This window comes from Priestia sp. YIM B13489 (genome assembly GCF_042787645.1).
Lineage (GTDB): Bacteria > Bacillota > Bacilli > Bacillales > Bacillaceae_H > Priestia > Priestia megaterium.
On sequence record NZ_JBHZOQ010000053.1, the window covers coordinates 2,177,501 to 2,204,235 of the forward strand.

Annotated in this window: 28 protein-coding genes and 1 riboswitch; of the genes, 3 read left to right on the forward strand and 25 right to left on the reverse strand. The window is 39.4% G+C overall.

Going from position 1 to position 26,735, the window contains the following annotated elements; genetic code table 11:
• Window positions 1–55: 55 nt before the first annotated feature.
• From sufB to ACFX4W_RS17015, 17 genes are all read right to left on the reverse strand, one after another.
• Window positions 56–1,453 (reverse strand): Fe-S cluster assembly protein SufB, encoded by a 1,398-nt coding sequence (sufB, locus tag ACFX4W_RS16935; protein WP_013059643.1) that lies wholly within the window; start codon window positions 1,451–1,453, stop codon window positions 56–58.
• A gap of 45 nt (window positions 1,454–1,498) precedes the next feature.
• On the reverse strand, window positions 1,499–1,933 hold the full coding sequence (sufU, locus tag ACFX4W_RS16940) for a Fe-S cluster assembly sulfur transfer protein SufU (RefSeq protein WP_013085338.1): 435 nt from the start codon (window positions 1,931–1,933) through the stop codon (window positions 1,499–1,501).
• Window positions 1,923–3,143 carry a cysteine desulfurase gene (locus tag ACFX4W_RS16945; protein WP_013059645.1) on the reverse strand — a complete coding sequence of 407 codons (1,221 nt, stop codon included), beginning with the start codon at window positions 3,141–3,143 and terminating at the stop codon, window positions 1,923–1,925. Before ACFX4W_RS16945 ends, sufU begins: the two co-directional genes overlap by 11 nt.
• Window positions 3,143–4,450, reverse strand: a complete 1,308-nt coding sequence (sufD, locus tag ACFX4W_RS16950) for a Fe-S cluster assembly protein SufD (protein ID WP_043977250.1) — start codon at window positions 4,448–4,450, stop codon at window positions 3,143–3,145. The genes ACFX4W_RS16945 and sufD overlap by 1 nt, the downstream gene beginning before the upstream one ends.
• Window positions 4,451–4,467: 17 nt before the next feature.
• Window positions 4,468–5,253: a Fe-S cluster assembly ATPase SufC gene (sufC, locus tag ACFX4W_RS16955; RefSeq protein WP_013059647.1), complete on the reverse strand. Its 786-nt coding sequence runs from the start codon at window positions 5,251–5,253 to the stop codon at window positions 4,468–4,470.
• A gap of 239 nt (window positions 5,254–5,492) precedes the next feature.
• Entirely contained in the window at window positions 5,493–5,858 is a 366-nt protein-coding gene (locus ACFX4W_RS16960) for a carboxymuconolactone decarboxylase family protein (RefSeq protein ID WP_013059648.1), read from the reverse strand.
• 122 nt (window positions 5,859–5,980) lie between these two features.
• Window positions 5,981–6,817 carry a MetQ/NlpA family ABC transporter substrate-binding protein gene (locus ACFX4W_RS16965; RefSeq protein WP_014457885.1) on the reverse strand — a complete coding sequence of 279 codons (837 nt, stop codon included), beginning with the start codon at window positions 6,815–6,817 and terminating at the stop codon, window positions 5,981–5,983.
• Between the two features lie 17 nt (window positions 6,818–6,834).
• Window positions 6,835–7,503, reverse strand: a complete 669-nt coding sequence (locus ACFX4W_RS16970) for a methionine ABC transporter permease (RefSeq protein WP_013085342.1) — start codon at window positions 7,501–7,503, stop codon at window positions 6,835–6,837.
• Window positions 7,496–8,521 carry a methionine ABC transporter ATP-binding protein gene (locus tag ACFX4W_RS16975; RefSeq protein WP_043977252.1) on the reverse strand — a complete coding sequence of 342 codons (1,026 nt, stop codon included), beginning with the start codon at window positions 8,519–8,521 and terminating at the stop codon, window positions 7,496–7,498. The genes ACFX4W_RS16970 and ACFX4W_RS16975 overlap by 8 nt, the downstream gene beginning before the upstream one ends.
• Window positions 8,522–8,652: 131 nt before the next feature.
• Window positions 8,653–8,760: riboswitch (SAM riboswitch) on the reverse strand.
• A 180-nt stretch (window positions 8,761–8,940) separates the two neighbouring features.
• Window positions 8,941–9,240 carry a thioredoxin family protein gene (locus ACFX4W_RS16980; RefSeq protein WP_043977253.1) on the reverse strand — a complete coding sequence of 100 codons (300 nt, stop codon included), beginning with the start codon at window positions 9,238–9,240 and terminating at the stop codon, window positions 8,941–8,943.
• 14 nt (window positions 9,241–9,254) lie between these two features.
• Window positions 9,255–9,605 carry a toprim domain-containing protein gene (locus ACFX4W_RS16985; RefSeq protein WP_025752660.1) on the reverse strand — a complete coding sequence of 117 codons (351 nt, stop codon included), beginning with the start codon at window positions 9,603–9,605 and terminating at the stop codon, window positions 9,255–9,257.
• Window positions 9,606–9,786: 181 nt separating this feature from the next.
• The gene (locus ACFX4W_RS16990) at window positions 9,787–10,032 is read right to left on the reverse strand and encodes a YusG family protein (RefSeq protein WP_013059654.1); all 246 of its coding nucleotides are present in this window, start codon (window positions 10,030–10,032) and stop codon (window positions 9,787–9,789) included.
• Window positions 10,033–10,111: 79 nt separating this feature from the next.
• Window positions 10,112–10,495 (reverse strand): glycine cleavage system protein GcvH, encoded by a 384-nt coding sequence (gene gcvH, locus ACFX4W_RS16995; RefSeq protein WP_013059655.1) that lies wholly within the window; start codon window positions 10,493–10,495, stop codon window positions 10,112–10,114.
• Between the two features lie 135 nt (window positions 10,496–10,630).
• Window positions 10,631–10,987 carry an arsenate reductase family protein gene (locus ACFX4W_RS17000; protein ID WP_013059656.1) on the reverse strand — a complete coding sequence of 119 codons (357 nt, stop codon included), beginning with the start codon at window positions 10,985–10,987 and terminating at the stop codon, window positions 10,631–10,633.
• A 115-nt stretch (window positions 10,988–11,102) separates the two neighbouring features.
• The gene (locus tag ACFX4W_RS17005; RefSeq protein ID WP_280560523.1) at window positions 11,103–12,887 is read right to left on the reverse strand and encodes an acyl-CoA dehydrogenase family protein; all 1,785 of its coding nucleotides are present in this window, start codon (window positions 12,885–12,887) and stop codon (window positions 11,103–11,105) included.
• Window positions 12,888–12,910: 23 nt separating this feature from the next.
• Entirely contained in the window at window positions 12,911–14,089 is a 1,179-nt protein-coding gene (locus ACFX4W_RS17010) for an acetyl-CoA C-acetyltransferase (RefSeq protein ID WP_028409611.1), read from the reverse strand.
• Between the two features lie 12 nt (window positions 14,090–14,101).
• Complete coding sequence (locus ACFX4W_RS17015; RefSeq protein ID WP_230184065.1) at window positions 14,102–16,483, reverse strand: 3-hydroxyacyl-CoA dehydrogenase/enoyl-CoA hydratase family protein; 2,382 nt, start codon at window positions 16,481–16,483, stop codon at window positions 14,102–14,104.
• 184 nt (window positions 16,484–16,667) lie between these two features.
• Between ACFX4W_RS17015 and ACFX4W_RS17020 the strand changes: the two genes are divergently transcribed.
• Window positions 16,668–16,817, forward strand: coding sequence for a YuzL family protein (locus ACFX4W_RS17020; protein ID WP_013059660.1), 150 nt, complete (start codon window positions 16,668–16,670; stop codon window positions 16,815–16,817).
• Between the two features lie 79 nt (window positions 16,818–16,896).
• On the opposite strand, the gene ACFX4W_RS17025 is transcribed toward ACFX4W_RS17020, so the two are convergent.
• The 6 genes from ACFX4W_RS17025 to ACFX4W_RS17050 form a co-directional block, all read right to left on the reverse strand.
• Window positions 16,897–17,814 carry a proline dehydrogenase family protein gene (locus ACFX4W_RS17025; RefSeq protein WP_043977260.1) on the reverse strand — a complete coding sequence of 306 codons (918 nt, stop codon included), beginning with the start codon at window positions 17,812–17,814 and terminating at the stop codon, window positions 16,897–16,899.
• A 173-nt stretch (window positions 17,815–17,987) separates the two neighbouring features.
• On the reverse strand, window positions 17,988–18,245 hold the full coding sequence (locus tag ACFX4W_RS17030; protein WP_013059662.1) for a YusU family protein: 258 nt from the start codon (window positions 18,243–18,245) through the stop codon (window positions 17,988–17,990).
• Window positions 18,238–19,005: an IucA/IucC family C-terminal-domain containing protein gene (locus ACFX4W_RS17035; protein ID WP_043977262.1), complete on the reverse strand. Its 768-nt coding sequence runs from the start codon at window positions 19,003–19,005 to the stop codon at window positions 18,238–18,240. Before ACFX4W_RS17035 ends, ACFX4W_RS17030 begins: the two co-directional genes overlap by 8 nt.
• Complete coding sequence (locus ACFX4W_RS17040) at window positions 18,995–19,822, reverse strand: ABC transporter ATP-binding protein (RefSeq protein WP_013059664.1); 828 nt, start codon at window positions 19,820–19,822, stop codon at window positions 18,995–18,997. Before ACFX4W_RS17040 ends, ACFX4W_RS17035 begins: the two co-directional genes overlap by 11 nt.
• A gap of 26 nt (window positions 19,823–19,848) precedes the next feature.
• A complete protein-coding gene (locus ACFX4W_RS17045) occupies window positions 19,849–20,898 on the reverse strand; it encodes a FecCD family ABC transporter permease (protein ID WP_043977265.1) in 1,050 nt (349 codons plus the stop codon).
• Window positions 20,895–21,899 carry a FecCD family ABC transporter permease gene (locus ACFX4W_RS17050; protein WP_043977266.1) on the reverse strand — a complete coding sequence of 335 codons (1,005 nt, stop codon included), beginning with the start codon at window positions 21,897–21,899 and terminating at the stop codon, window positions 20,895–20,897. The genes ACFX4W_RS17045 and ACFX4W_RS17050 overlap by 4 nt, the downstream gene beginning before the upstream one ends.
• 179 nt (window positions 21,900–22,078) lie before the next feature.
• Here ACFX4W_RS17050 and ACFX4W_RS17055 point away from each other — a divergent pair, with 179 nt between their 5' ends.
• Window positions 22,079–23,065, forward strand: a complete 987-nt coding sequence (locus ACFX4W_RS17055; RefSeq protein WP_034648466.1) for an ABC transporter substrate-binding protein — start codon at window positions 22,079–22,081, stop codon at window positions 23,063–23,065.
• A 111-nt stretch (window positions 23,066–23,176) separates the two neighbouring features.
• Window positions 23,177–23,350 carry a YozQ family protein gene (locus tag ACFX4W_RS17060; RefSeq protein WP_013085357.1) on the forward strand — a complete coding sequence of 58 codons (174 nt, stop codon included), beginning with the start codon at window positions 23,177–23,179 and terminating at the stop codon, window positions 23,348–23,350.
• A gap of 33 nt (window positions 23,351–23,383) precedes the next feature.
• On the opposite strand, the gene ACFX4W_RS17065 is transcribed toward ACFX4W_RS17060, so the two are convergent.
• Together ACFX4W_RS17065 and ACFX4W_RS17070 are read right to left on the reverse strand one after the other, a co-directional pair.
• Entirely contained in the window at window positions 23,384–23,521 is a 138-nt protein-coding gene (locus tag ACFX4W_RS17065) for a hypothetical protein (RefSeq protein WP_014457868.1), read from the reverse strand.
• A gap of 36 nt (window positions 23,522–23,557) precedes the next feature.
• Window positions 23,558–26,668, reverse strand: a complete 3,111-nt coding sequence (locus ACFX4W_RS17070) for an efflux RND transporter permease subunit (protein ID WP_377559816.1) — start codon at window positions 26,666–26,668, stop codon at window positions 23,558–23,560.
• Window positions 26,669–26,735: the final 67 nt, after the last annotated feature.

Consider the following 26,735-nt stretch of genomic DNA (forward strand, 5'->3'; position numbering starts at 1 on the left):
CAAACGATACAAAAAAACTCGTTTGCATAAACAGCAAACGAGTTTTGATCTATTATTAACCGATTGAACCTTCCATTTCAAATTTGATTAGACGGTTCATTTCTACTGCATATTCCATTGGAAGCTCTTTTGTAAATGGCTCAATAAAGCCCATTACAATCATTTCTGTTGCTTCTTCTTCAGAAATACCGCGGCTCATTAGATAGAATAATTGTTCTTCAGATACTTTCGATACCTTCGCTTCATGCTCAAGTGAGATGTTGTCATTTAAAATCTCATTGTACGGAATTGTATCAGAAGTTGATTGATTATCCATAATCAGCGTATCACACTCAATGTTCGCACGTGCACCTTCTGCTTTACGGCCGAAGTGTACGATACCGCGGTATGTTACTTTACCGCCTTGTTTTGAAATTGATTTTGATACGATCGTTGAAGATGTGTTCGGTGCTAAGTGAATCATTTTTGCACCAGCATCTTGGTGCTGTCCTTTACCAGCAAGGGCAATAGATAATGTCATACCACGTGCACCTTCACCTTTTAAGATAACAGCTGGATATTTCATTGTTAACTTAGAACCGATGTTTCCATCAATCCATTCCATTGTTGCATTTGCTTCACAAACCGCGCGTTTTGTTACAAGGTTGTATACGTTGTTCGCCCAGTTTTGAATTGTTGTATAGCGGCAATACGCATCTTTTTTGATGATGATCTCTACAACGGCACTGTGAAGAGAGTTTGTTGTATAAACAGGTGCTGTACAGCCCTCTACATAGTGAACGTGTGAGCCTTCATCAGCAATAATTAACGTACGCTCAAACTGTCCCATATTTTCAGAGTTAATACGGAAATAAGCTTGTAATGGTGTATCTACTTTTACGCCTTTTGGTACGTAAATGAATGATCCACCAGACCAAACCGCCGAGTTAAGTGCAGAGAATTTGTTATCCGTTGGCGGGATAACTTTTCCAAAATGCTCACGGAAAATATCTTCGTTTTCTTTTAGCGCCGTATCCGTATCTTTAAATACGATACCTTGTGCTTCAAGATCTTCTTTCATATTGTGATAAACAACTTCAGATTCGTACTGAGCTGATACACCCGCAAGATACTTTTGCTCTGCTTCAGGAATACCTAGTTTATCAAACGTTTGTTTAATTTCTTCAGGAACTTCATCCCAAGAGCGTTCAGACTTCTCAGATGGTTTTACGTAGTACGTAATTTCATCAAAGTCTAAGCTTGCCATGTCTCCGCCCCACTGTGGCATTGGCATGTTGTAGAAGTGCTCTAGAGATTTCAAACGGAAGTCAAGCATCCATTGTGGTTCCTCTTTCATACGAGAAATTTCTTCTACGATTTCTTTCGTTAAACCGCGTTTTGAGCGGAAAATTGATACGTCTTTATCGGAAAATCCATATTTATAATCGCCGATTTCTGGCATTTTTTTAGCCATCTTTTATTACCCCCTACTTGATAGGATTGGGAATGAATGAAGGTCTTATTTTTGTTCGTTAAGACCTTTTTCCATCGCTTTCCACGCTAGTGTTGCACATTTAATACGCGCAGGAAATTTTGCTACACCTTGAAGTGCTTCAATATCTCCTAAATCTATACTATCATCATACTCTTTACCTTGCATCATGTCAGAGAAGATATGGGCCATTTTAAACGCTTTGTCTACTTCTTGACCTTTAATTGCTTGTGTCATCATTGAAGCTGATGACATTGAAATTGAACATCCTTCGCCTTCGAACTTTGCATCCACCACTTTGCCGTCCTCTACTTTTAAAGAAAGTTCAATGCGGTCTCCACAAGTCGGGTTATTCATATGAATGTTCACAGTATCTTCATTCAACGTTCCACGATTACGCGGATTTTTATAATGGTCCATAATTACTTGACGATAGAGAGTATCTAAATTATTAAAAGCCATTTGTAAAATACTCCTTCGTTTTTATTAATGATGACACCAATTTATCTACTTCTTCTTCCGTGTTATACAAATAGAAGCTTGCACGTGCAGTAGAAGATACGTTTAAATATTTCATCAGCGGCTGCGCACAGTGATGACCTGCACGAATCGCAATTCCATCAGCGTCTACTACTGTTGCAACGTCGTGCGGATGCACATCTTCAATATTAAACGTCACAACACCCGCTCGCTCTTTCGGTCCGTAAATCGTAATTCCATCTACTTGCGATAAGCGATCCAGTGCATACTGCGCTAACTTGTGCTCATGTGCTTGAATATTATCTAAACCAACTTCTTCTAAGAAATCAATCGCTGCACCTAAACCAATTGCACCTGCAATGATTGGCGTACCTCCTTCAAATTTCCAAGGAAGCTCTTTCCACGTTGATTCGTATAGGTTTACGAAGTCAATCATTTCGCCGCCAAACTCGATTGGTTCCATTTTTTCAAGAAGCTCTTTCTTTCCATAAAGAGCGCCAATTCCAGTCGGTCCGCCCATTTTGTGTCCAGAGAAAGCAAAGAAATCACAGTCTAAATCTTGTACATCCACCTTCATATGAGGCGTACTTTGCGCACCATCCACAACCATTACTGCACCGTTAGCATGTGCAATTTCTGCAATCTCTTTTACTGGGTTAATCGTGCCCAATACGTTAGATACTTGCATAATCGATACAATTTTGGTGTTGGATGTAATCGTGCTTTTTACCTCTTCTAGTGAAAGTGCATGATCTTCTGTTAATGAAATATATTTTAACGTTGCACCTGTTTCCTTGGCAACTTGCTGCCAAGGAATGATGTTGCTGTGATGCTCCATATAAGTAATCACAATTTCATCACCAGGTTTGAGATTAGCACGGCCATAACTTGCAGCTACTGTATTAAGAGCTGTCGTTGTACCGCGCGTAAAGATAATCTCTTCCGTTGATTTTGCATTAATAAACTTACGAACCTTTTCACGAGCGCCTTCGTATCCGTCTGTTGCTCTTGTACCAAGCGTGTGAACACCTCGGTGTACGTTTGAGTTATATTCTTTATAATACTTCTCAATTGCTTCAATTACAGCAAGCGGCTTTTGTGAAGTTGCTGCACTGTCTAAATAAACGAGCGGGCTGCCATTTACCTCTTGGTCTAAAATAGGAAATTGTTTACGAATATCAGAGATATTCATTATCGAACTTTCCTTTCAATTAAATCTGTTAATTGCTTTTTAACCGTTTCGATTGGCAACTCGTTTACAACTGGTGCTAAGAACCCGTGGATAACTAGACGTTCTGCTTCTGTTTGCGGAATACCGCGGCTCATTAAGTAGTAAAGCTGAATTGGATCTACGCGTCCAACAGATGCAGCGTGTCCTGCTGTTACATCGTCTTCATCAATTAGAAGAATTGGGTTTGCGTCTCCACGTGCTTTTTCACTTAACATTAACACACGAGATTCTTGCTCAGCGTTTGATTTAGAAGCACCGTGTTCAATTTTACCGATACCGTTAAAGATTGAAGACGCGCTTTCTTTCATAACGCCGTGTTTTAAAATGTAGCCTTCAGAATGTTTTCCAAAATGTACGATACTTGTTGTTAAGTTTTGAGACTGTTCTCCACGTCCAACTGTTACCGTTTTTGTATCTCCATATGAACCGTCGCCCATTAGATACGTTGTATTTTCTGAAACTGTATTTCCTTCACTCATTAAGCCTAAAGCCCACTCAATGCGACCATCTTTGCCCGCTACGCCGCGGCGGTTCACATAAGTAGTTGTGCCTTTAGCTAAGTAGTCAACAGCCCCAAATGTTACTTTTGCATTGCTGTTAGCAAATACTTCCGTCACGATATTGACAACACCTTTTGACTCTTCAGCAGTAGCAATGTAGTTTTCTACATATGTTACTGAGCTGTTGTCTTCAGCTACAACAATCACATGGTTGAATAAAGCAGCTTCTTCATCTTCACGGACAAATACAGCTTGAAGCGGCTCTTGTACTTCTACATTTTTAGGAACGTACACGAATACACCGCCGTTTAATAACGCTGCGTTTAATGCAGTTAAACGGTGCTCATCTACTTTAACTCCGTCTTTCATGAAGTACTTCTCGACAAGGTCGCTATGCTCTTTAGCAGCTGTTTGAATATCTGTAAAGATAACGCCTTGAGACTTTAGCTCTTCTGTTAATGTTGAATATGCAGCTGTTTGGTCACGCTGAACATATAGATTTTTAACAGCTTCTGTATCAATCAATGCTTTAACCACTTCTGGAAGCTCGTCTACAGATGAGATTGTGCTTGCCTGTGAAGTGTGCTTGTCAAATGCAGTAAAGTTCCATTTCGAAATGTTTGTTTTATCTGGCTTTGGAAGTGCAAGATCTTCTGCTTTCGCAAGAGCTTGTAAGCGAAGATCTAGCAGCCAACTTGGTTCATTAGCTTCTTTTGAAAAGCTGCTGATGTACTCTTGATCAAATGGTAATTTCGTATCAATAGTCATAGAGATCCTCCTAACTCTTAAGCTTCTTGCTCTACAGTTTCGTCTTCAATACCTAATTCTTGTTTGATCCAATCATAACCTTCTGCCTCTAGACGCTGTGCTAATTCTGGTCCGCCTGATTTTACAACGCGACCTTGCATCATAACGTGAACTTTATCTGGTGTAATGTAGTTTAGTAAACGTTGGTAGTGAGTAATCATTAAGCAACCAAACTCGCTGCCGCGCAGTTCATTAATACCTTTTGATACAACTTTTAACGCATCGATATCTAAACCAGAGTCGATTTCATCTAAAATTGCAATTCCTGGTTGAAGCATCATTAATTGCAGAATTTCATTACGTTTCTTCTCACCGCCAGAGAAACCTTCGTTTAGGTAACGCTGAGCCATGTCTTGATCCATCTCTAAGAAATCCATGTTTTTGTCTAATTGACGGATGAATTTCATTAGTGAAATTTCTTCGCCTTCTTCACGACGAGCATTAATTGCTGAACGTAAGAAGTCAGCATTTGTTACCCCGCTGATTTCACTTGGATATTGCATAGCTAGGAATAGACCTGCACGAGCGCGCTCATCTACTTCCATCTCAAGTACATCTTCGCCGTCTAGCGTGATGCTTCCTTGTGTAACCTCGTATTTAGGATGTCCCATGATTGCTGAAGATAATGTTGATTTACCAGTACCGTTTGGTCCCATGATTGCATGGATTTCGCCGCCCTTAACTTCTAAATTAACACCTTTTAAAATTTCTTTACCTTCAATTGCAACATGAAGATCTTTAATTGTTAAAGTTGACCCTGCCATATTAAAACCTCCAGTTATAGACGTATATAGTAAAAAACGATATACCTATATCTTTTTAATTATTCTCATTTTATTCTCATTACAATCTTATAACAAATGAAAACTTATAGCAACCTTTTGACCCAAAAGGTTTTAAACCATTATGTACGTTTTTCAAGACTAAATCCACTCATAAAAAAGTTGCCTTAAAAGACTCCATAGAGCCTTCTAAGACAAGCTTTTTTACCCTCTTTATTTACTTAGTGCGTGTGGCTAGTCAGTTCTGAAATACACTCTTGGACAAGCGTAACGGACTGACTCATCGCTGCGCCTCCGCCAAATGCTGCTGACACTCCGCATGCTTCTAAAATTTCTTGCTCAGTTGCGCCTTGATCGATGCAGCCTTTTGTATGATAAATCATACAGTACTCGTCTTGAGCTACTACGCTGATTCCTAGCGCGATTAACTGCTTTTCTTTTTTAGAAAGAGAACCTTCTCCAAAACATGCTTCAGTAAACGCATTAAACGTTTTTGTTACTTCCGGCAATTTTTCGCTAAATTTCCCAACACCCATTTTATAATCATGAAGTGCTTGCTCAGTTGAATGACGTGCTTCTTGCTGCATAACGTCAGCTCCCATCATCAGTAAAGTTTTCACGGTTAGTATGCGTGAGAAAAATAAGAGTTATTCGTTTTCACGCATACAAAAAAAGCACTTGCCCAGAGTGGACAAGCGCTTTTCTTCTATTATTTATTTACCGGCAGTACTCCGCCTTTGTATTTTTCTTTAATGTAGTCTTGAATTTCTTTAGAGTGAAGAACTTTCACTAAAGCTTTCACTGTATCTTTATTTTCGTCGCCTTTGTGAACCGTAATGATGTTTGCATAAGGGTTATTTTCTTTGCTTTCCACTGCGATTGGATCTTTTACTGGATCTAAGCCAGCATCAATAGCATAGTTAGCATTGATAACAACAGCGTCACCTTCATTATTTTTGTACATTTGAGGTAGCAATCCGCCTTCAACATCGGCTTTAAATTTTAAATTCTTCGGGTTTTCTACGATATCTTTAATTTGTGCATCTGTTTTCTTTACGCCTGGTTTTAATTTGATTACGCCGGCTTTTTCAAAAATCGATAAAATACGTCCTTGCTCTGCTACTGCATCACGCATAATAACTGTGCCGTTTTTCGGAAGATCTTTTAAGCTTTTGTATTTTTTAGAGTAGATACCGATTGGTTCAATGTGAATGGCACCGGCACTTACAAAATCATACCCTTTTTCACCCTTGTGATCTTTCAGCACTGAATTCATATAAGGAACGTGCTGGAAGTAGTTTGCATCAATTTCATTGTTTGCAAGAGCTGTGTTCGGTAAGATGTAATCTTGGAATTTTTTAATTTCTAAGTCGATTCCTTGTTTTTCTAAAATCGGTTTTGCTTGTTCTAAAATTTCAGCATGAGGCGTATTAGATGCACCCACAACAATTTTCTTTTCATCTTTTGATCCATTGTTAGATCCACATGCAGCTAATCCTACTACTAGCGCAGATGTTAGTGCTAAAGCCGAAAGCCATTTTTTCATAATAAATAATCCTCCCTTTATCTTTTATCAATTTTTGCAGTAATCGCATCTCCAATAAGTTGGATAATAAATACAATAATCAAAATTAAGATCGTAGCAGCTAGCGTTACATCATTATGACTGCGCTGGAATCCTTCTAAATATGCAAGATTCCCAAGACCTCCAGCTCCAATCACACCCGCCATTGCCGTATAGCCGACTAGCGCAATCGTCGTTACCGTCAAACCAGAAATTAAAGCTGGCAGCGATTCAGGTAACAGCACTTTAAAGATAATAGTGCTTGTTGTTGCTCCCATTGATTTAGCAGCTTCAATAACACCTTTATCAATTTCACGCAGACCAATTTCTACAAGACGCGCATAAAATGGTGCTGCTCCCACAATTAAAGCAGGTAACGCTGCATTAGCGCCTAAAATACTTCCTACCAATGCTTTGGTAAATGGAATCAGTAAAACAATTAAAATAATGAATGGAATGGAACGAAAGATATTTACAACTGCTGACACAATGGCATATAAAGGTTTGTTTTGCCAGAGCTGTCCTTTGGACGTTAAAAATAAAAGCAAGCCCAATAAAATACCTAGAACAAACGTGGCTATAACTGAAATAGCCGTCATATATAGTGTTTCATTTGTCGCTTGAATAAAATCATCTAAAATAACGTTCGGAAATAGTTTCTCAAGCATTTGTCATTACCTCCACTTCTACCTGCTGCTCATGAATGTATGCAATGACTTTTTCAACTTCTGTTAATTCTCCATCTAAATGAACGAACAACGTCCCGTATGAACCTGTTTGTGTATGAGAAATCTTTCCTTGCAAAATATTAATCGTTACATCAAACTGTTTTAAAATCGTTGTAATGAGCGGTTGCTCTGCTTTTCCGCCAACAAACGTAAGCTGAATAATTTGCCCGCTTGGATATAACCCCTGTACTTGTTCAATTGTTTCAAACGTTTCTTCTGGTTCAGAAATCTGTTGAACGAACCGTTTTGTAATCGGCTGCTTAGGTTTTCTGAATACTTCTAGCACTTGTCCTTCTTCTACCACTGCCCCATTTTCCATAACGGCTACCCGATGACAAATTTTACGAATAACGTGCATTTCATGAGTAATCAATACAATGGTTAACCCTAGCTTCTCATTAATATCTACTAACAGATCTAAAATGGAATCTGTCGTTTGAGGATCAAGCGCTGATGTTGCTTCATCACACAGCAATACTTTTGGGTTATTGGCTAGCGCTCGAGCAATACCAACACGCTGCTTTTGTCCACCGCTAAGCTGTGATGGATAAGCATTTTCACGCCCTTCAAGCCCGACTAACTTGATAAGCTCGTCTACTCGTTTCATTCTTTTTTCTTTTGAGATCCCTGCTATTTCTAACGGAAAAGCAATATTTTCTCGCACCGTACGCGACCACAAGATATTAAAGTGCTGAAATACCATACTAATTTCTTGTCTAGCTTTTCTGAGTTTTCCGCCTTTAATTTTTCCAATATCATTACCTGCTACTTCTACCGTTCCTGTCGTTGGTGTTTCTAACCCGTTTAGCAAGCGAATTAAAGAACTTTTCCCCGCTCCGCTATAACCAATAATTCCGTAAATTTCACCTTGGTTAACGGTTAGATTCACATTATCAACAGCTGTTATTTGACCACTTTTGGCCTGATAAATTTTTGTAACGTCTGTTAATGTAATCATATTTCTTCACCTTCTTTAGTAAAAACTTAATTATGTTAGGTTGCCCTATAGGATGAAAAAGCCGTAAAACAATTTTCCCCATCAAAAAAGCCTCTCTGCGCATGACAGAAAGGCTCGATATTTAATCCTTTCTCTCATCTTTCAAAGCACATAGCTTTGCAGGAATTGGCACCATTTCAGTTAGTCTGACGGTTGCCGGGTTTCACAGGGCTCAGTCCCTCCACCTCTCTTGATAAGAGTTCGCAACAATTATTTTGTTTTTGGGAAATATTCATTCATTTATGAACATTCATGAGTGTGATTTTAGCATGTGTCAGATAGGCTGTCAACAGGTTTTGTTCTTGGGATAATATCCCAAGATTCCAACAGCCCCAACGGTTCACTCTCTTTCAATTTCTTCATTTTAAACAAACGTTTGATTATCGAAGCTCTTCAAGTACGTGCTCGATGGAATGAAACGCATAGAGTTTTTTTACCATTTCGCCATTTTTCACTTCAATCAAACAAGGTACACTTTCAATTGAAAATATTTCTGCTTTTGAAGGCATATAATTTAAATTGCTCATTCCGATGGTCACACCGGGCAGCATCGCTTCTGCTACGGTTAACATTTTTTTTGCCAGCTGACATGTCCCGCAAAAAGGTGTATGGAAAAAGATAAACGTTCTTTGTCCTTCTTTTAACTGATCTTCAAGCTGTTTTTCGCTCCATTCTTGCATGTTGCTCATTCCTTTTATGTTAAAAATTCTGCATTAACATCGATATTGGCACTCAGTAATACTGTTGCTATGTGATGTCTAGGGGCGGCAGCAACCTCTCGGTACATTTTATCAATATATAGATGCTCTGCTTCCGGAAGCTCTCGTTTAAATTGTTTTCTTAGCTTATTCCCTGAATCATCAGAGTCAACAAGTATGTATACCTCTTTGTTAAACGTACAGTCAATAATTTCATCCAGCTTTGATAAACTAATCGTACCGTTTGTACAGATAATTTCAATTGGTTCTCGAATGATATCTTGGATACGCTTTTTATCTGATTTTCCTTCGACAATAATTACTTTTTCAATTTCAATTAGCCCCATTTTCATCACCCATAATCGTCAGTTGTATAGTAACATCATTTCTTTATGCTATACAATATTCGTTAATGTATCACAGTTCACCTGTTTTTTAAAAGAAATTTGCAAGAAAGAACTGTTTTAAAAAGCAGCTTAGGCCATATTGTTTCCATAAGACAAGAAAAACAGTGGCAGTTGCCACTGTTTAGCACCATCCTGCTTCTTCGTCGCAGTCTGTATATTTTTGCGTTTCACCTTGTTTTTGTACATCCGTATATTGATAGAACTTATTATTTTCTTGCGAATAACCTTCTTCAAAGCGGTATTCATTGCCGCTTGTTCCGTAACTAACTTCACCAATTGGCTGCTTATCAACATATAATTTCATACCGCCGTCATGAAATTTAGCTGTAACGCGATCTGTAACGTCCATTTTTTGTTTTTCAAACATAAAAAGACACTCCTTTAGCTTGTTTACTAATAGAGTGTCCAGTCAAAAACTTTTCATAAAGACAATTTATGGAGGAATATTATCCTTCGTTTGTCATTTCTTCGTATTGCTCTGCTGTCATTAGCTTATCTACTTGAGAAGCATCAGACGGTTTGATTGTAATCATCCATGCTTCTTCGTATGGAGATTCATTAACAAGTTCAGGGCTATCGCTTAAGTTGTCGTTTACTGCTACAACTTCACCGCTAATTGGTGCGTAAAGCTCAGAAACTGTTTTTACTGATTCAACGCTGCCAAACGGCTCGTCAGCTTCTACTGTTGCTCCTACTTCTGGCAGTTCAACGAATACGATGTCGCCAAGCTCAGCTTGAGCGAAATGCGTAATACCTACGCGGACAACGTCTCCTTCTGTTTTTACCCATTCATGCTCTTCAGAATAACGCAAATCTTTTGGTGTACTCATCTTAATCCCTCCAAAATATGTATCGTAATTTGTTTATATAAAAAGCGCCTTCAACGTGGAGAACACTTTCTACAACCTAAAATAACTTCCTATTAACAGTGTAACGTAAAAGGTAAAAATTTTCTATTTGAAAACTTACTTCCACACGTCCTCAAACTGCTCTTCTTTGAAACCAAGCGTTACTTTTTGTCCATCTGTTAGCAGCGGACGCTTAATTAACATGCCATCTGACGCAAGAATCGACAGAAGTTCATCTTCACTCGCACTGCTTACTTTATCTTTAAGTCCTAATTCGCGATATTTTTTACCGCTTGTATTAAAGAATTTTTTTAATTCTAAGCCGCTGTTCTGATAATAAGATTGCAGCTGCTCTTTTGTTGGCGGGTTTTCTACAATATGGATTTCTTCATACGCTACTCCGTTATCATCCAGCCACTTCTTGGCTTTTCGGCACGTACCACACTTTGGATATGAATAAAAAAATAATGACATTTCGTCAACCACCCTTTATTTTAAGCTTTTTTCGTATTTTAACACATCCTTTATCATTTACCTAGATAGAGGCTTCTTAAACAAAAAGGAGCTCGTAAAACGAGCTCCTTTTCCCTTAAACTGTGAACTTCTCTACTTCTAGAAGCGTTTTTGCAATCTCGCGCTTTACACTAATTACATTAATTGGTGTATAGCGAGTTAACTTGCGAAGAGACGAAAGCATGACTCTAAGCGTATCACCTTGTTCAACGCCAATTAACGTTTCCTTTGCATCTGCTTCAATTCGATTAAATGCTTCTTGGCAAAATACTTGCGTATATTTTACCTTCAAGCTGTTTTGATCTGCACCTGTTTTGGAAATCGCTTTTTCAGTACGTAAAACAGTGGATTCCATTGCATATACGTTACTAATCATATCGGAAATATTAACGAGAATTTCTTGTTCTTTCTCTAACTCTTTCCCATACTTCTGTGCAGCTAGACCTAAAAGCAAGAGCGCAATTTTCTTTCCATTTTGCACAAGCATTTTTTCTTGATCTAACGGCTCATTTCCTACTTCCTGCGGCATAAGCATCATCAATTCTTCTTGAAGCGTTTGTGCTTTTTGAAGCAGCGGAAGCTCTCCTTTTAGCGCTTTGCGTAAATATGTGCCTGGTACTAAGAGTCGATTAATTTCATTTGTTCCTTCAAAAATACGGTTAATGCGGGAATCACGATACAGGCGCTCAATTTCATACTCACTCATAAAACCATAGCCTCCGTGAAGCTGGACGCCTTCATCTACGATGTAGTCAAGAGATTCCGTGGCAAACACTTTGTTTAATGAGCATTCAATCGCATATTCAGCAATGGAAGCGGCAATTTGCTTTCCGTCTTTTTGCTGTTCTTCTGAAAGCTGGCCCATATGGTCTTCAAAAAGTCCTACCGTACGATAGACGGAGCTTTCAGTTGCATATAATTTAGAAGCCATTGTTGCTAATTTTTCTTGGGTTAATGAAAATTTAGCGATTGGCGTTTTAAACTGCTGACGCTGGTTAACATATTGAGACGTGATTTCTAACGCACGTTTCCCTGCTCCAACTGCTCCAACTCCAAGCTTGTAGCGCCCAATATTTAAAATGTTAAAAGCAATCACATGACCTTTTCCCACTTCACCTAACACGTTCTCTTTTGGAACAAGTGCATCTTCAAGAATCAACGTTCTTGTTGATGAACTCTTGATTCCCATCTTCTTCTCTTCCGGTCCAACCGATACGCCTGGAAATTCGCGTTCAACGATAAAAGCAGAAAATTTATCGCCGTCGATTTTCGCGTACACGACGAACACATCAGCAAATCCGGCATTTGTAATCCACTGCTTTTCTCCATTTAACACATAGTGTGTGCCTTCTGCGTTAAGGCGAGCTATTGTGCGAGCACCGAGGGCATCGGAACCGGAACCAGGTTCTGTTAACGCATATGCTGCTATTTTTTCCCCAACTGCTAAAGCAGGTAAATATGCTTGTTTTTGCTCTTCTGTTCCAAATAAGACGATTGGCAATGACCCAATTCCTACGTGAGCACCATGAGTGATGGAAAATCCGCCTGCTCGAGACATTTTTTCAGCAATTAAAGCCGAGGTAATCTTATCTAAACCGAGTCCACCGTATTCTTCCGGTACATCTGCACCAAGCAAACCTAATTCACCAGCTTGTTTTAATAACTTTACAGAACGGTCAAACTCATGCTTTTCTAAATATTCCACTTGTGGAAGGACTTCATTTTCTACAAATTCATCTGTCGTCTTGGCAATCATCTTTTGTTCAGATGTATAATCCTCCGGCGTGTAGACGCGGCTTGCATCGCCTTCTTCAATTAAAAAGCTTCCACCTTTAATCATTTGTTTTGTTTTATTTGACATGTTCATATCCCCCTTTGAAATGATTATGCTAACAATTCAAATACACCAGCAGCTCCCATTCCTCCGCCAATACACATCGTGACAATTCCAAACTGCTCATTTCGACGCTGCATTTCGTGCATTAAGCTAAGAGTCAGCTTAGCTCCGGTACAGCCTAATGGATGACCTAAGGCAATAGCGCCTCCGTTTACATTTACTTTATCTTCATTAATATTTAATTCACGAATAACGCCAAGTGCTTGAGAAGCAAATGCTTCATTTAATTCAAACAATCCGATATCAGAAAGCTCCAGCCCTGCTAGTTTAAGAGCTTTAGGAATGGCAGCTATCGGGCCAATCCCCATTACTTCAGGCGGAACTCCTCCAACTGCAAATGAGCGAAACTTAAGCAAAGGCTTTAACCCTTCTGCTTCAGCTTGCTCTTTATCCATTAGAAAAACGGATGCAGCTCCGTCACTTGTCTGCGAAGAGTTTCCAGCTGTTACGGATCCTTTAACCGAAAAAGCTGGACGAAGTTTTCCTAATACATCCGCAGTTGTGCCAGGACGAACTCCTTCATCTTGAGAGAACATCAGCTTTTGTTCACGGAGCTTATTGTTTTCATCCACTTTTCGAAGCGTCACTTCCACCGGAACAATTTCGTCGTTAAACTTCCCTTCTTGAAGTGCTTTTGCTGCTTTTTGATGGCTGCGTACAGCAAACGCATCCTGGTCTTCACGTGAAATGCCGTATTTCATCGCTACTTGTTCTGCTGTATGTCCCATGCCCATATAATATTCCGGCGCATTTTCAACCAGCTGAACATTTGGACGCGCTACGTTTCCAAACATCGGAACAAAACTCATTGATTCTGCTCCTCCAGCTAACACTGCTTTGGCTTGCCCTAGCATAATTCGTTCTGCACCGTAGGCAATACTTTGCAAACCTGATGAACAATAACGATTAATCGTTATTGCTGGCACCGTATAAGGCAAACCCGCAAGAGCGCCAATATTTCGAGCCATATTCAAACCTTGTTCTGCTTCAGGCATCGCACAACCAATAATTAAATCATCAATTGGTCCTTCGTATCCGCCTGCTCGGCGAAGAGTTTCTTTAACCGCAATGGCTCCCAAATCATCAGGCCTAACACTTGCCAGTGAACCTTTTTTTGCTTTTCCAACCGGTGTCCTAGCACCTGCTACAATAACTGCTTCTCTCATTTTTTCTCCCCCTTAATTACGCAGTGGTTTTCCTTTAACTAACATGTGCTGCATACGTTCTTGAGACTTCGCTTCTCCAACAAGGCTTAAAAACGCTTCTCTCTCTAAGTCCAGCAAATACTCTTCATCAACTTCCGAACCAAACGCTACACGTCCTCCAGCTAACACAAATGCTAACTTACTAGCAATTTTATAATCATGTTCTGATATATACCCTGAATACTTCATGGATTGAGCTCCTAGCAGCAACGTTGCATATCCTGTTTCTCCAACCACAGGAATTTTAGCTCTTACAGGTGGTTTATAGCCCGTGTCATGTAAAGCAAGGACTGAGTTCTTCGCATCATTCAGCAAGTGATCTCCGTTTACGCTGATGCCATCATGACGATTTAAAAAGTTTAGCTGTCTAGCTTCTGCAGCAGAAGCAGATACTTTTGCAGTAGCAATTGTTTCAAATGTTTTATTGGCAATTTGCTGAAGATCGAGCGTTACACCGTTAGGTAAACCATTTAGCTGTTTGATATAAAGCTCCTTATTACCTCCTCCACCAGGAATGAGTCCGACTCCTACTTCTACAAGGCCCATGTAAGTTTCAGCAGAAGCTTGAATTTTAGCTGACGGTAAGCAAATTTCTGCTCCGCCTCCAAGAGTCATCGCAAATGGAGCTGCAACAACCGGCTTTTCATTGTATTTCACCTTCATCATTGCCTGCTGAAATTGTTTAATGACAAATTCAATTTCAAAATAATTGTCATCTTGTGCTTCCATTAAAATCATAGCTAAGTTAGCGCCAACGCAGAAATTTTTCCCTTGATTTCCTATGACCAGCCCTTTATAGTTCTTATTCACTTCTTCAAGAGACTGATTTAATAAACTAATAATATCTAGCCCGATTGCATTGTTAGGAGAGGTGAACTGCAGGCACGCCACATCATCTCCTAAATCAATTAAACTCGCTCCGCTGTTTTCTAAAATGACATTATTTTGAGAACGTAAAGATGACAGGTGAATCACCTTTTTATTTTCTTTTACCGCTTTATACTCTTCATCTTCGTAGTAAAGCGTTTGACCTTCCATTTCTTTATAGAAGCTTGTAAATCCATTTTCCTGCATTTGTTTTACCCACTGCGGAACTGCTAAACCAGACTGCTCCATCTTCTCAATTGACTTTTCTAAACCAATTGCATCCCACGTCTCAAAAGGACCCATTTTCCAGCCAAATCCCCACTTCATAGCTTGATCAACGGCCACGATATCGTCGGCGATTTCATTTTTTAACTGTGCTGCATATACAAGAACGGGACTGATCACATTCCAAAGAAGCTGTCCGGCACGATCATCAGAATATATAAGCGCTTTCATTTTATTTTGCAGCCCTTTTGCCTGCTTGCTTAATTCGGTAGAAGCTGTTTTTAACTTCTTTCTCTCGACGTATTGAAGTGTACTAGGATCAAGTTCCAAAATTTCCTTTCCTTTCTTCAAAAAGAAGCCTTGCCCTGACTTGCTTCCCAGCCAGCCATTTTCCTGCATTTGTTTCATAAATAAAGGGACATCGAACACTTCTTTTTCTTTGCCTTCTACTTTGTCAAATACATTGTTGGCCACATGAATAAATGTGTCTAGACCCACTACGTCTAGTGTTCGAAACGTTGCGCTTTTTGGTCTTCCAATTAAGGGGCCCGTCACAGAGTCAACTTCTCCCACACTGTAATTGCCTTTTAACATTTCTTGAACGGTCACAAGTAAACCGTACGTACCGATACGGTTGGCGATAAAGTTAGGCGTATCTTTTGCAATAACTACTCCTTTACCTAATACATCTTCACCAAACGTTTTCATATATTCAACAATTTCTGATTTTGTGTCATGAGTTGGAATGATTTCTAATAACTTTAAATAACGCGGTGGATTAAAAAAGTGCGTTCCTAAAAAATGCGCTTTAAAATCTTCTGAGCGTCCTTTAGCCATTTCGTGGATCGATATTCCTGAAGTATTTGAACTTACGATACTTCCTTTTTTTCGTACACTGTCAATTCTTTCAAACAACTGCTGTTTAATATCAAGACGTTCCACTACTACTTCAATAATCCAATCACACTCGCTTAACTGCTGTAAATGATCTTCAAGATTTCCTGGCGTAATTAACGATAGTGACGACTTCGACGTTAAAGGTGCCGGTTTTTGCTTCGTTAATTTAGCTAGAGCAGTTGTACTCAACCGATTTCTCACTTGTCTATCTTCAAGCGTTAGCTGTTTTTTTTCCTCGTCTGCTGTTAATGAAGTTGGAACCACGTCTAGCAAAAGCGTTGGAATTCCTACATTTGCTAAATGAGCTGCAATTCCAGAGCCCATAACTCCTGAACCTAAAACGGCGGCTTTTTTTATGTTCATAATTATCCCCACATCCCCTTTAATATATTGAATGAATGGTCATTCATTTTATGCGTAAAAAAAGAGAGTCACTGTTAATCTCTGTTTTTACTATAAAACATTTTTTAAATTTTCGCAATATATTCACAATATTATCTCTAACTATTTTTAATGTGTTTGGTTATCTTAATACACAGGAGGTGATTTTGTGAGCAAATTAAAGAAGGATCCATCGTCAGCAGGCGTAAGCGCAGCAAGCGTTAAAGGAAATGCTGGACCGGTCAATGAACCGCACGGACGCGGCAAAAAGACATCTCAAAACCAACAGTACACAAAGCATAACACTCAAGGACATTAACCTCAAAATCGAACATGAGTAATCGAATCATGTTCGATTTTTGATTATTTCTTACTTTGTCATCACGACCATTTCATTATTATTTTTTTACAATTCCTTTTAAGACAAATGCGACATTTGCAGGTCTTTCTGCAAGGCGCCTCATAAAGTACCCATACCAGTCCGTTCCATAAGGAACGTACACTCTCATTTTATATTGTTCTGCTACGAGCTGAACTTGCCTTTCTGATCGAATCCCGTATAGCATCTGAAACTCAAACTGATTCATTGAAATTCCATGCTTTTTAACAAACTCTTTTGTATACTGAATGATTCGTTCATCGTGAGTAGCAACTGCTGTGTAGTGACCGTTTAATAAGTGAAGTCCAATGATGTTTTGAAAGTTTTCGTCCACGTCTTCTTTATCAGGAAACGCCACGTCTGCTGCTTCTTTGTACGCCCCTTTCACTAACCTTAATTTAGGAGCATAAGCATCTAATTCACGGATGTCACTTTCTGTTCGATATAAGTATGCTTGAAGCACCGTCCCTACGTGTTCATACTCATTTTTTAATTGTTTAAATAGCTTAATCGTCTTGCTGCATCGCTTATAGTCCTCCATATCAATCGTCACAAATACGCTATGTTTTTCCGCTTCTTCAAGAATACGCCGCATATGATGAAGCGCCAAATCTTCTGAAATATCTAGTCCCATAGACGTTAATTTTAAAGAAATTTCTGAATCTAATCTTTCTTTGTGTATAAGGTGAATGGCCTTTATGCATTGAGCTGCAGCATGATCCACTTCAACTTCACTTTCCACAAACTCGCCAAGATAATCAATCGTTACTTTTAATCCCTGTTCATTTAGCTTTTTTATCACACTAACAGCTTCATCGATGGTTTCCCCTGCAACAAAACGTGCTGCTCCAAAACGTAAGCCATAGCGCTTAGCCAGCTTTGTTAACTTTTTGCTTTTTGATAACAATAAAAAAAAGTTTCTTATCGTTTGTTCCAAAGCAACCCCCCGCCTTCACTTGTCATACGCCTCACAAAATTTATTTAATTATCATTAATTTTACCATTTTTCAAACTAGATAGGCACCCTTTATTAACGTATGCACACAAAACCAAAAAGCGACCGAGAGCTTTTGGATAAAAAAACATCCATCAGCTTTGTGATGAATGTTTTTATTCTGGTTTTCGCTGTGACGCTCGATGCGCTTCATTCAGCTCTTTTATTTCCTTCACAATCTCGACCATTTCCGCTTTTGCTTCTGGGTATAATTGATTCCAATGCTTGGTTAAAGGCGGCATGGATTTTGAGATATGGTTGTAAAGTGCCCACATTTTTACTTTTTCTTGTAGCTGCTCGTCACTTTGACCAACCATTAGTTCCGTATACTTTTCAATTAAACCGTCGAATTGCTCTTGAAAGGTTTTACTCATGCACAATCACTCCTTTCTTTGGTTTACAAATAACCGGACACGTTCGACAATAAGTCTTTTTATCTCCTGTTTGGTAAGACAAACAGCACGTTTGCCGACCTCTTATCTCCTGCTTTTGCTTCTCTACTTGAAGAGGTGAACTGTACCTAGCAAACGGATTATGATGGTATGAACCAAAGTGATGACCCTCAGCTTCTTCCAACACATATCGTAAATTCTTTTGTACTTGCACATTTTCTATTTCTTTATTTGCTAAAAGCAAATCACAAAGCCAGTGGATATAAACAGCTACGTTTTCCCACAGCGTCAGCTTCGAGATTTTTGTCACTTTACGCAGTGACGACCATATCCGCTCAATGTGATGAGCAAACAATTCATCAAGAAGTTCATCAAGAAGAATTTTCCGATTGTCCTCTGTTACTTCTTTCGTCTCAGTTTCTGAGATGAACACTTTTGGGAGCCACATCGTTTCAGCGTCTTCTGTATGCAACGAAACATTTTTAGTCGATGCATTTATCTTTTTTTGAAACACAATAAATGAATACAAAGCCGCCACCACAACAAAGCTATACCGCTTAGCTAACATGGAGGCAGCTGCTCTCAAGTTATCAGCCTCCATCGTCTGTTGAATCCATAGCAGCTGCATCCGCAGCGTGCTTTCATCCATGCAGCTGGAGGGAGACAACCTATACAGCGAGTTATCTTTAAACGTACAGCGGAATTTTTCTGCTAACTCGCTTTGCTCTTTCTTATTGAGCATGCTGCGTTTCAACGCGCAGCTTATTCACAATACATCGTCCGCGCCCATGAGGAATACAAAGAGGCGTTCCAAATAACGGATCCACCGTCACTTCACAGTTCATATTAAAGACTCGCTGTACTAAATCGCAGTTAATGACTTCTTCTGGTCTTCCCTGTGCATAGATTTTTTTATCTTGAAGCGCCACGATATGATGAGCATAGCGGCAGGCTAAGTTTAAATCATGCAGCACCATTACGATGGTACGATTTTCTTTTTCATTCAGTTCAAACAACAAGTCCAAGATCTCAATTTGATGCGTCATATCTAAATACGTTGTCGGTTCATCAAGTAAAATAATATCCGTATCTTGTGCTAATGTCATAGCAATCCATGCGCGCTGACGCTGTCCTCCAGAAAGCGAATCAACTTGACGATCAGCCAAGTCTGCTAACCCTGTTGCTTCGAGTGCATTTTGTACTTTTTCTTCATCTTCTTGAGACCACTGACGGAACCAATTTTGATACGGATAGCGCCCTTGTTTAACAAGCTGAAGCACTGTCAGCCCTTCAGGTGCAACAGGACCTTGCGGAAGAATTGCTAGCTGCTTTGCAATTTCCTTGGTCGGAAGAGAGGAAATTTTAGAGCCTTCTAGTAAAATAGAGCCTGCATGTGGCTTTAATAGTCTTGCTAGTGAACGCAGCAGCGTAGATTTTCCGCATCCATTACTGCCGATAAAAACCGTAATCTCACCCTTTGGGATGGTAACGTCAAGCTCATCTATAATCATCGCTTCTCCATATGATAATGTTAGCGATTTTGTTTCTAACGAATGCATGCGAATCGCTCCTTCTACAAAGAATGCTATACGTTTCTTTGTTTGTATAGTAAATAAATGAAGTACGGTGCGCCAATTGCAGCTGTAAATACACCTGCTGGCACTTCGATTGGCAAGAAAAATGTTCGGCCAATTAAATCTGCTGCTGTGATTAAAATCGCTCCGATTAGTGCCGATAGCGGTATTAAAGCTCCGAACGAAGAACCTACCAGCTTTCGGGCAATATGTGGAGCAAGCAATCCTACAAAGCTAATCCCGCCGGCAAATGCAACGGCGCTTCCTGTTAAAGCTGTACTCATCAGTAATAGTGCCAATCGATTTTTTTGAACGCGACTTCCAACGTTAGTCGCAATTTCTTCACCTAATTCTTGAACATTTAAATTTCGAATCATTAAAATCGTGATTATAACCAGCCCTATTGTAACAGGAACTAGTACGGAAACACTGGCCCAGTTTGAGCCATACACCGTTCCTGTAATCCAAATATTTGCCTGGCTTGCGCGATAGATAGGACCCATAATCATAAACAGCGTGGTCATAGCTTTCGTTAACGCTGTTAATCCAATTCCTATTAATACTAGTGTAATAGGAGAGACGCCATTTTTCCAGGCAAACACATAAAGTAAAAGCGCCACTGCCAATGCACCTAAAAATGCGCTAACAGGCATCCAATTAATACTTACGGTTAACGAGTTGCTTTTATCACTAAATAGTGTCAAAAATAACACTACACCGACTGACGCTCCCCCTGTTAATCCAATTAAGTCTGGTGAAGCAAGCGGATTTCGCACAAGCCCCTGCAAGATAGCACCTGCAATGGCTAAACAAATACCGGCACAAATGGCAACGATAATGCGCGGAAGTCTAAAGGAGGTAACAACTAACCGTTCAAACTCCAGTCCATGACCCGCTAAAATGTTAATCACACGAAAGGGATTGATAAATAAGTCACCCGTACCTGCACTTAATAAAAAAAGAGCAATAAGTGCAGCTGAAAAACCAGTGATAATCAAAGCTGCTTTTATGTTAATTAAAAATGAAATCCGCTTTAAGCGAAGAGATAAGTATGTTTTCATGACGCCTTGGCCCCTTTCCTTGCCATGTAGATAAAGAAAGGTGTACCAATAACAGCAGTCATGACTCCAACAGGGATTTCTTGAGGCATAATGACATATCTAGCCGCAACATCAGCTAATAAAATTAAAATCCCGCCGGCAACCGCACTATAGGGAAATACCCAGCGATAATCTTGTCCTACAATTGCTCTTACAACATGAGGAACAATGATTCCAACAAAGCTAATCGGACCGGCTACTGCAACGGCTCCACCAGCTAAAATGGCAATAATGATCCCGCTTATAATTTTCACAAGAGCCGTTCTTTGACCTAATCCTTTAGCTACATCTTCACCAATCGTTAAAATATTAATTTTTGAAGCAATAAAAAACGTGACAATAATTGCTAGCACTACATAAGGCAGTATGTCATACAGCATTTCCACCTTGCGCCCTTGAACAGACCCAGCCAGCCAAAAGAGAACTTGATCAAGTGAAGATTCATCGACAGCCAGCAGACCTTGTGTTAAAGAAGAGAAAAAGGCTGCAATAGCCGCTCCTGCGAGCGTCAATTTAATAGGCGTTAATCCTTCTTTTCCGATGGACCCAAGAAAATAGACAACCACTACGGTTAATGCCGCTCCTAAAAATGCAATCCATGTAAAAGCTTGAAGTGAATTGACCGAAAAAATCATCACTGCAACAACAATAAAAAAGCTGGCCCCAGCGTTCACACCAATAATATCTGGTGAAGCAAGTGGGTTTTTCGTTAACGCCTGCATCATTGCTCCTGCAATTCCTAAACAAATACCTACCACAGCACCGATTATAGCGCGCGGCAATCGAATATTTTGAATAACTATGTGCTCATTCGAACCGTTAAACGCTTGAAAAGCTTCAAATGCTGTCTTGATACTTGTATCTGTGTATCCGAGTACGATACTTAATCCAATACAGATTAAAAGCAGCATGATTCCAATGATGAGCCCCATTACTTTCATTTGAACACTGCGTAGCATCATTTTCATTGCTCTCCTCTAAGATGATTCCTATATATATCTAACCTTTAGTTTAGGAAACATTGAAAAAAGTGTCAATGATTTTGAGAATCATTTTCAATTTTTAATTGACACCGCTTAAAAGTTAGAATATTATCTTAATTGTTAATGAAAATCATTATCACTTAAGAGGAGGAAGAGATGTGAATACATATTCTAAAGGCAAGTTGTCATATTTGTTATCTATTCTTACCATTATGACACTGCTTGTGCTGGCAGCCTGCGGTAATTCAAACAGCGCTGACGATAATAAAAAAGAAAAAACTGAGGGTTCTGGCGAAACTTATACAGTAAAACACGCAATGGATAAAACAGAGATTAAAGGAACACCTAAACGAGTGGTCGTTTTAACAAACGAAGGTACTGAAGCTCTTCTTGCAATGGGTGTAAAGCCTGTGGGTGCTGTTCAATCATGGTTAGGAAATCCGTGGTATGACCATATTAAAGGTCAGATGAAAGGCGTTAAAAGTGTAGGTACAGAAAGCGAACCAAGCTTAGAAGCAATCGCAGCTTTAAAACCTGACTTGATTATCGGAAATAAGATGCGCCAAGAAAAAGTATACGATCAGCTGAGTCAAATTGCTCCGACTGTATTTTCTGAAGAGCTGCGCGGAGACTGGAAATCAAACTTTAAGTTATATGCAAAAGCTGTGAATAAAGAAGAAAAAGGTAAAGAAGTATTAGCTGACTATGACAATCGCGTAGCAGATTTAAAGAAACGTCTTGGTGATCAGTTAAAACAAAAAATCTCAGTTGTACGCTTTACAGCTGGAGACGTTCGTATCTATCATAAAGATTCGTTCTCAGGCGTTATTTTAGATCAGCTTGGCTTTGCTCGCCCTGAATCTCAAGACAAAAATGATTTTGCTGAAATGAATGCAACAAAAGAACGCATTCCGGCAATGGACGGCGATCAGCTATTCTACTTCTCTTATGAAACGGGAGACGGCGAAGCAACAAAGCTTGAAAAAGAATGGATAAACGATCCGCTTTTCAAAAAGTTAAAAGTAGCTCAAGAAGACCATGTTCATAAAGTAGATGATGCTACTTGGAATACAGCAGGCGGTGTGTTAGCAGCTAATATCGTACTTGATGATATTGAAAAAATCTTCTTAGATAAAAAACAATAATAATATGAAAGAAAGAGCTTCGACGAACCGAAGCTCTTTTTGCATGTATAATGTATTTCCTTTCATCGCACACTAACCGTGGTCTCACTTTATTAAATAGGAGTGGTGAAAATGAATTCAAAAAAACAGCCTAAAAAGCAGCCTGATACAAATGAAATGGCTGACCGTCAGTTCGAAACAGAAGATTATAACCGACAAGATGCACTCTCACAAGGCCTAGCAGAAACACATGAGCAAGTAAGCGATGCCTATCAAGAAGGATCATTTGAAGATACAGATCGTTAATAAAAAAAGAGCTGACTCTAAGTCAGCTCTTTTTTATTTTGAATGCTGCCATGCCGTTTTAGGCAATGACATGGACATCCACTGCTGGCGCTTTGATTTATCAATCGTTACTTTCTTTGCTTTAATTCCTTGTTGAATCAGCTGTTTCATTAGTTTATCAATTGACTTCATCGCTATTCACCTCAAAAGCGGAAATTTGTTTTGCTTCTACTTTTTTACTTTTTTGCGCTTAAACTTCATAAAAAACTCATAGACAATTGGAACGATAATGAGCGTAAGCAGCGTAGAACTTGTTAGTCCTCCGATTACCGTAACCCCTAGCCCTTTTGAAATAAGGCCTCCACCTTCAAATCCAAACGCTAATGGAAGCAGTGCACCAATCGTTGCAATAGCTGTCATTAAGATCGGGCGAAGACGGGTCATTCCAGCTTCTAGTAACGCTTCACGCGTCGACAGACCCTCTTGCTCTTTATGAATCACGCGGTCAATCAGAACAATTGCATTGGTTACCACAATTCCAATCAGCATAAGAGCTCCAATCATCGAAGAAATGCTGATTGTTTCTCCAGATATTAACAGCGCCACTAGTGCACCAATAAGTGTAAATGGAAGTGAGAATAAGATAGCAAACGGTGCTAGCCCTCCACCAAATGTCAGTACTAGTACGAAGTACACGATACCGATGGCTGCGAGCATAGCAATTCCTAATTGACTAAATGAGTCATTAATTTGCTCTGATGCTCCGCCAAAGTTAATATCCATATCACTTGGCAAATCAATTTTCTTCACTTCTTTTTGAACGTTAGAAGAAACGCCGCCTACATCGTCACTCTTAATATCGGCACTTACCTCTGCATAAATTTTATTATCACGGCGAGTTACCGTATTCGATGTTTTACCTTTTTTAATATCGACAACTTCATTTAATGTAACTTCCTGTCCAGTTTGAGAGGTCACTTTTGTGCTTGAAAGTTCGGTAAAAGTAGAGAAATCCTCTTTTTCTTTTGGACGGTATACGTTAATTTCGTTTCCATCTTTTTGGATAGTCGTTAATACTTCACGCTGGCCAAGGTTCGAAATTTGCATGCCGATTTGACTAGCAGACAAGCCCAGTTTAGCGGCTTTCTTTTGATTCGGTACTAGCGTATATTCATCAAACGTATCTGAAAGCGTAGAATCGACATTTTTCAGTTCTTTATGCTTGTCTAAAACATGCTGAACTTTATCAGCATAAGGTTTGATTTCATCTAAGCTATCTCCGTAAATAAGGACGTTTAATGAATTATTGCTACCGCTAGACGCCGTATTCATTGAGCCCCATTCACCTTGATTCGCTTGTTTATTAAGAGCTTTTAATACTTTATCCTGCTCTTTATCAAAGTTTTGTGTATCCTCGTCATATTGCACAAATGTTAAAACGTTATTTTTGCTTCCCGGATTAAAAGAGTTACCTTCACCGAACGAATACTGAACCGTTTTGACACCATCTCGCTTCATCAAGTACGCTTCTGCGCGATTTGCTGCTTTTTCTACGTCGCTTTGAGACTGTCCGGCTTTCGGTGTATACGTAAGCGTCAGCGTTTTTTCTTGATCGGATGATAAGAAGCTCACGCCAATAGAAGGAACTAAGAATAAACTTCCTACTAACAGTAGTACGGCTAACCCAAAGGAAATAAGCTTATGGTTTAGCGTCCAGTTCAAAATTCGCTTATATCCGTGCGCTAGTTTGCTTGGTTTTTCTTCTTTTACTTTTACATTTGTTTTAAATAACGAATGAGCAAGCATTGGCACGAGTGTTACCGCTACTAGCAGTGATGCTAACAGTGCAAAAACAACGGTTAACGCAAACGGTAAGAATAGCTCTCCTACCGGTCCTTCTACTAGACCTAACGGTAAGAATACGGCCACGGTTACGATTGTAGAAGAGAAAATTGGAACAAACATCTCTTTCGTTGCCGCGACAATTAAATCTTTTCCTTTAAGCTTTTCTTCCTGATAAGCCATGCGGCGGTAAATATTTTCAATAACGACAATGGAATCATCTACAACCCTTCCAATGGCTACAGTCATCGCTCCGAGCGTCATAATATTTAAAGAGATATCCATTGATTTGAGCGCTAAAATGGCGATTAATAACGAAAGCGGAATCGAAATAACGGCAATAATCGTTGAACGAATATCACGTAAAAATAAAAGAATAATAATAACCGCAAAGACCGCACCGATAATAGCTTTATTTAGCATCGTATGAACAGAATCTTCAATCGGTTTACCTTGATCAAAAATATTGTCAACATGAAGGTCTTTGTTTTTCTTTTCTAGGCTATTCATTTTTTCTTTAATATCATTTACAACATTTACTGTGTTCGCATCCTTCGCTTTGACAACTTGTACAGCAATTGAAGGTTTTCCATTCGTGCGAGAAATAGATTCTGCTTTCCCCGTCACTTTAATATCCGCAATTTCTTTTAATTTCACAGTGGGAATAGAAGCTGCGGACGGCGCCTGCTGAACGGCTCCTTGTGTCTGCTGCTGGCTCATTCCTTGTTGCTGATCTCGAGCAGCTCCTTGACTAGGCACAGCTGGAATCTCTAAGTTTTCCAAATCTTTTTCTGTTGTCATCTTTCCGTCTACCACAACAGATTTTTGAGATCCATCCATCGTATACGTACCAGCCGGCACTTTTGCATCAGATGCTTGGATAAGCTTTTTCACCGTATCTTCATTGAGTCCCAGCTGCTTGAGCTTGTCTTGTTTGAATACAAGTTCTGCTTCTTCAACTTGTTCTCCTGACACGCTGACCGAAGAAATCCCCTGCACTTTTTCAACTTGTGGAACAACAGTATTTTTTACATACTTCGTTAATTCTTCTAATGATTTTTTATCATCTGAAACGCTTAATGAAATAATCGGAAAATCACTAATGCTTTGTCTTGAAACATTTGGTTCCTCTACATCATCTGGCAGATCTACGTTTGAAAGAGCTCGTCTAACTTCGTCTTCTGCCTTCTCCATATCTTTACTAAAGCTATATTCAACTTGAATAGTAGCCATATTTTCATAAGAAGATGAGCTAACTGTGTCAACGCCGCTCAGTCCCTGAAGCTTTTGTTCAATCGGCTTACTCACCTTATCTGCCACTTGTTCCGGAGTGGCTCCCGGATAAGTTGCACTGACTGTTACAACAGGCGTTGAAATATCAGGAATGGTCTCTAGCTTCATATTAAACCCTGAATACAGCCCTGCAATAATGACAAAGAGTGTTAACAGCCATACTGCAAATTTATTTTTCAATGAAAATTTAATAAACTTCCCCAATGCATATCCTCCTTCAAATATATGTATACTAATAAAATTGACTGATCGGTCACAACAACTTAAAATA

Coding starts and splice junctions, on each gene's coding strand:
- ACFX4W_RS16965 (WP_014457885.1), bottom strand. CDS start 6,817: ATGAAAAAATGGCTTTCGGCTTTAGCACTAACATCTGCGCTAGTAGTA.
- ACFX4W_RS17000 (WP_013059656.1), bottom strand. CDS start 10,987: ATGTCATTATTTTTTTATTCATATCCAAAGTGTGGTACGTGCCGAAAA.
- ACFX4W_RS17060 (WP_013085357.1), top strand. CDS start 23,177: ATGAATTCAAAAAAACAGCCTAAAAAGCAGCCTGATACAAATGAAATG.
- ACFX4W_RS17005 (WP_280560523.1), bottom strand. CDS start 12,887: ATGTCAAATAAAACAAAACAAATGATTAAAGGTGGAAGCTTTTTAATT.
- ACFX4W_RS17010 (WP_028409611.1), bottom strand. CDS start 14,089: ATGAGAGAAGCAGTTATTGTAGCAGGTGCTAGGACACCGGTTGGAAAA.
- ACFX4W_RS16970 (WP_013085342.1), bottom strand. CDS start 7,503: ATGCTTGAGAAACTATTTCCGAACGTTATTTTAGATGATTTTATTCAA.
- ACFX4W_RS16980 (WP_043977253.1), bottom strand. CDS start 9,240: ATGCAAGAATGGAGCGAAAAACAGCTTGAAGATCAGTTAAAAGAAGGA.
- ACFX4W_RS17045 (WP_043977265.1), bottom strand. CDS start 20,898: ATGAAAACATACTTATCTCTTCGCTTAAAGCGGATTTCATTTTTAATT.
- ACFX4W_RS17050 (WP_043977266.1), bottom strand. CDS start 21,899: ATGATGCTACGCAGTGTTCAAATGAAAGTAATGGGGCTCATCATTGGA.
- ACFX4W_RS17065 (WP_014457868.1), bottom strand. CDS start 23,521: ATGAAGTCAATTGATAAACTAATGAAACAGCTGATTCAACAAGGAATT.
- sufU (WP_013085338.1), bottom strand. CDS start 1,933: ATGGCTTTTAATAATTTAGATACTCTCTATCGTCAAGTAATTATGGAC.
- ACFX4W_RS16975 (WP_043977252.1), bottom strand. CDS start 8,521: ATGATTACATTAACAGACGTTACAAAAATTTATCAGGCCAAAAGTGGT.
- ACFX4W_RS16960 (WP_013059648.1), bottom strand. CDS start 5,858: ATGCAGCAAGAAGCACGTCATTCAACTGAGCAAGCACTTCATGATTAT.
- sufD (WP_043977250.1), bottom strand. CDS start 4,450: ATGACTATTGATACGAAATTACCATTTGATCAAGAGTACATCAGCAGC.
- ACFX4W_RS16945 (WP_013059645.1), bottom strand. CDS start 3,143: ATGAATATCTCTGATATTCGTAAACAATTTCCTATTTTAGACCAAGAG.
- sufC (WP_013059647.1), bottom strand. CDS start 5,253: ATGGCAGGGTCAACTTTAACAATTAAAGATCTTCATGTTGCAATTGAA.
- ACFX4W_RS17030 (WP_013059662.1), bottom strand. CDS start 18,245: ATGAGTAAAACCTTTCAAGAGCAATTCGACGGTTTAATTGAAAAGTAT.
- gcvH (WP_013059655.1), bottom strand. CDS start 10,495: ATGAGTACACCAAAAGATTTGCGTTATTCTGAAGAGCATGAATGGGTA.
- ACFX4W_RS16985 (WP_025752660.1), bottom strand. CDS start 9,605: ATGGGGCTAATTGAAATTGAAAAAGTAATTATTGTCGAAGGAAAATCA.
- ACFX4W_RS17035 (WP_043977262.1), bottom strand. CDS start 19,005: ATGCTCAATAAGAAAGAGCAAAGCGAGTTAGCAGAAAAATTCCGCTGT.
- sufB (WP_013059643.1), bottom strand. CDS start 1,453: ATGGCTAAAAAAATGCCAGAAATCGGCGATTATAAATATGGATTTTCC.
- ACFX4W_RS17040 (WP_013059664.1), bottom strand. CDS start 19,822: ATGCATTCGTTAGAAACAAAATCGCTAACATTATCATATGGAGAAGCG.
- ACFX4W_RS16990 (WP_013059654.1), bottom strand. CDS start 10,032: ATGTTTGAAAAACAAAAAATGGACGTTACAGATCGCGTTACAGCTAAA.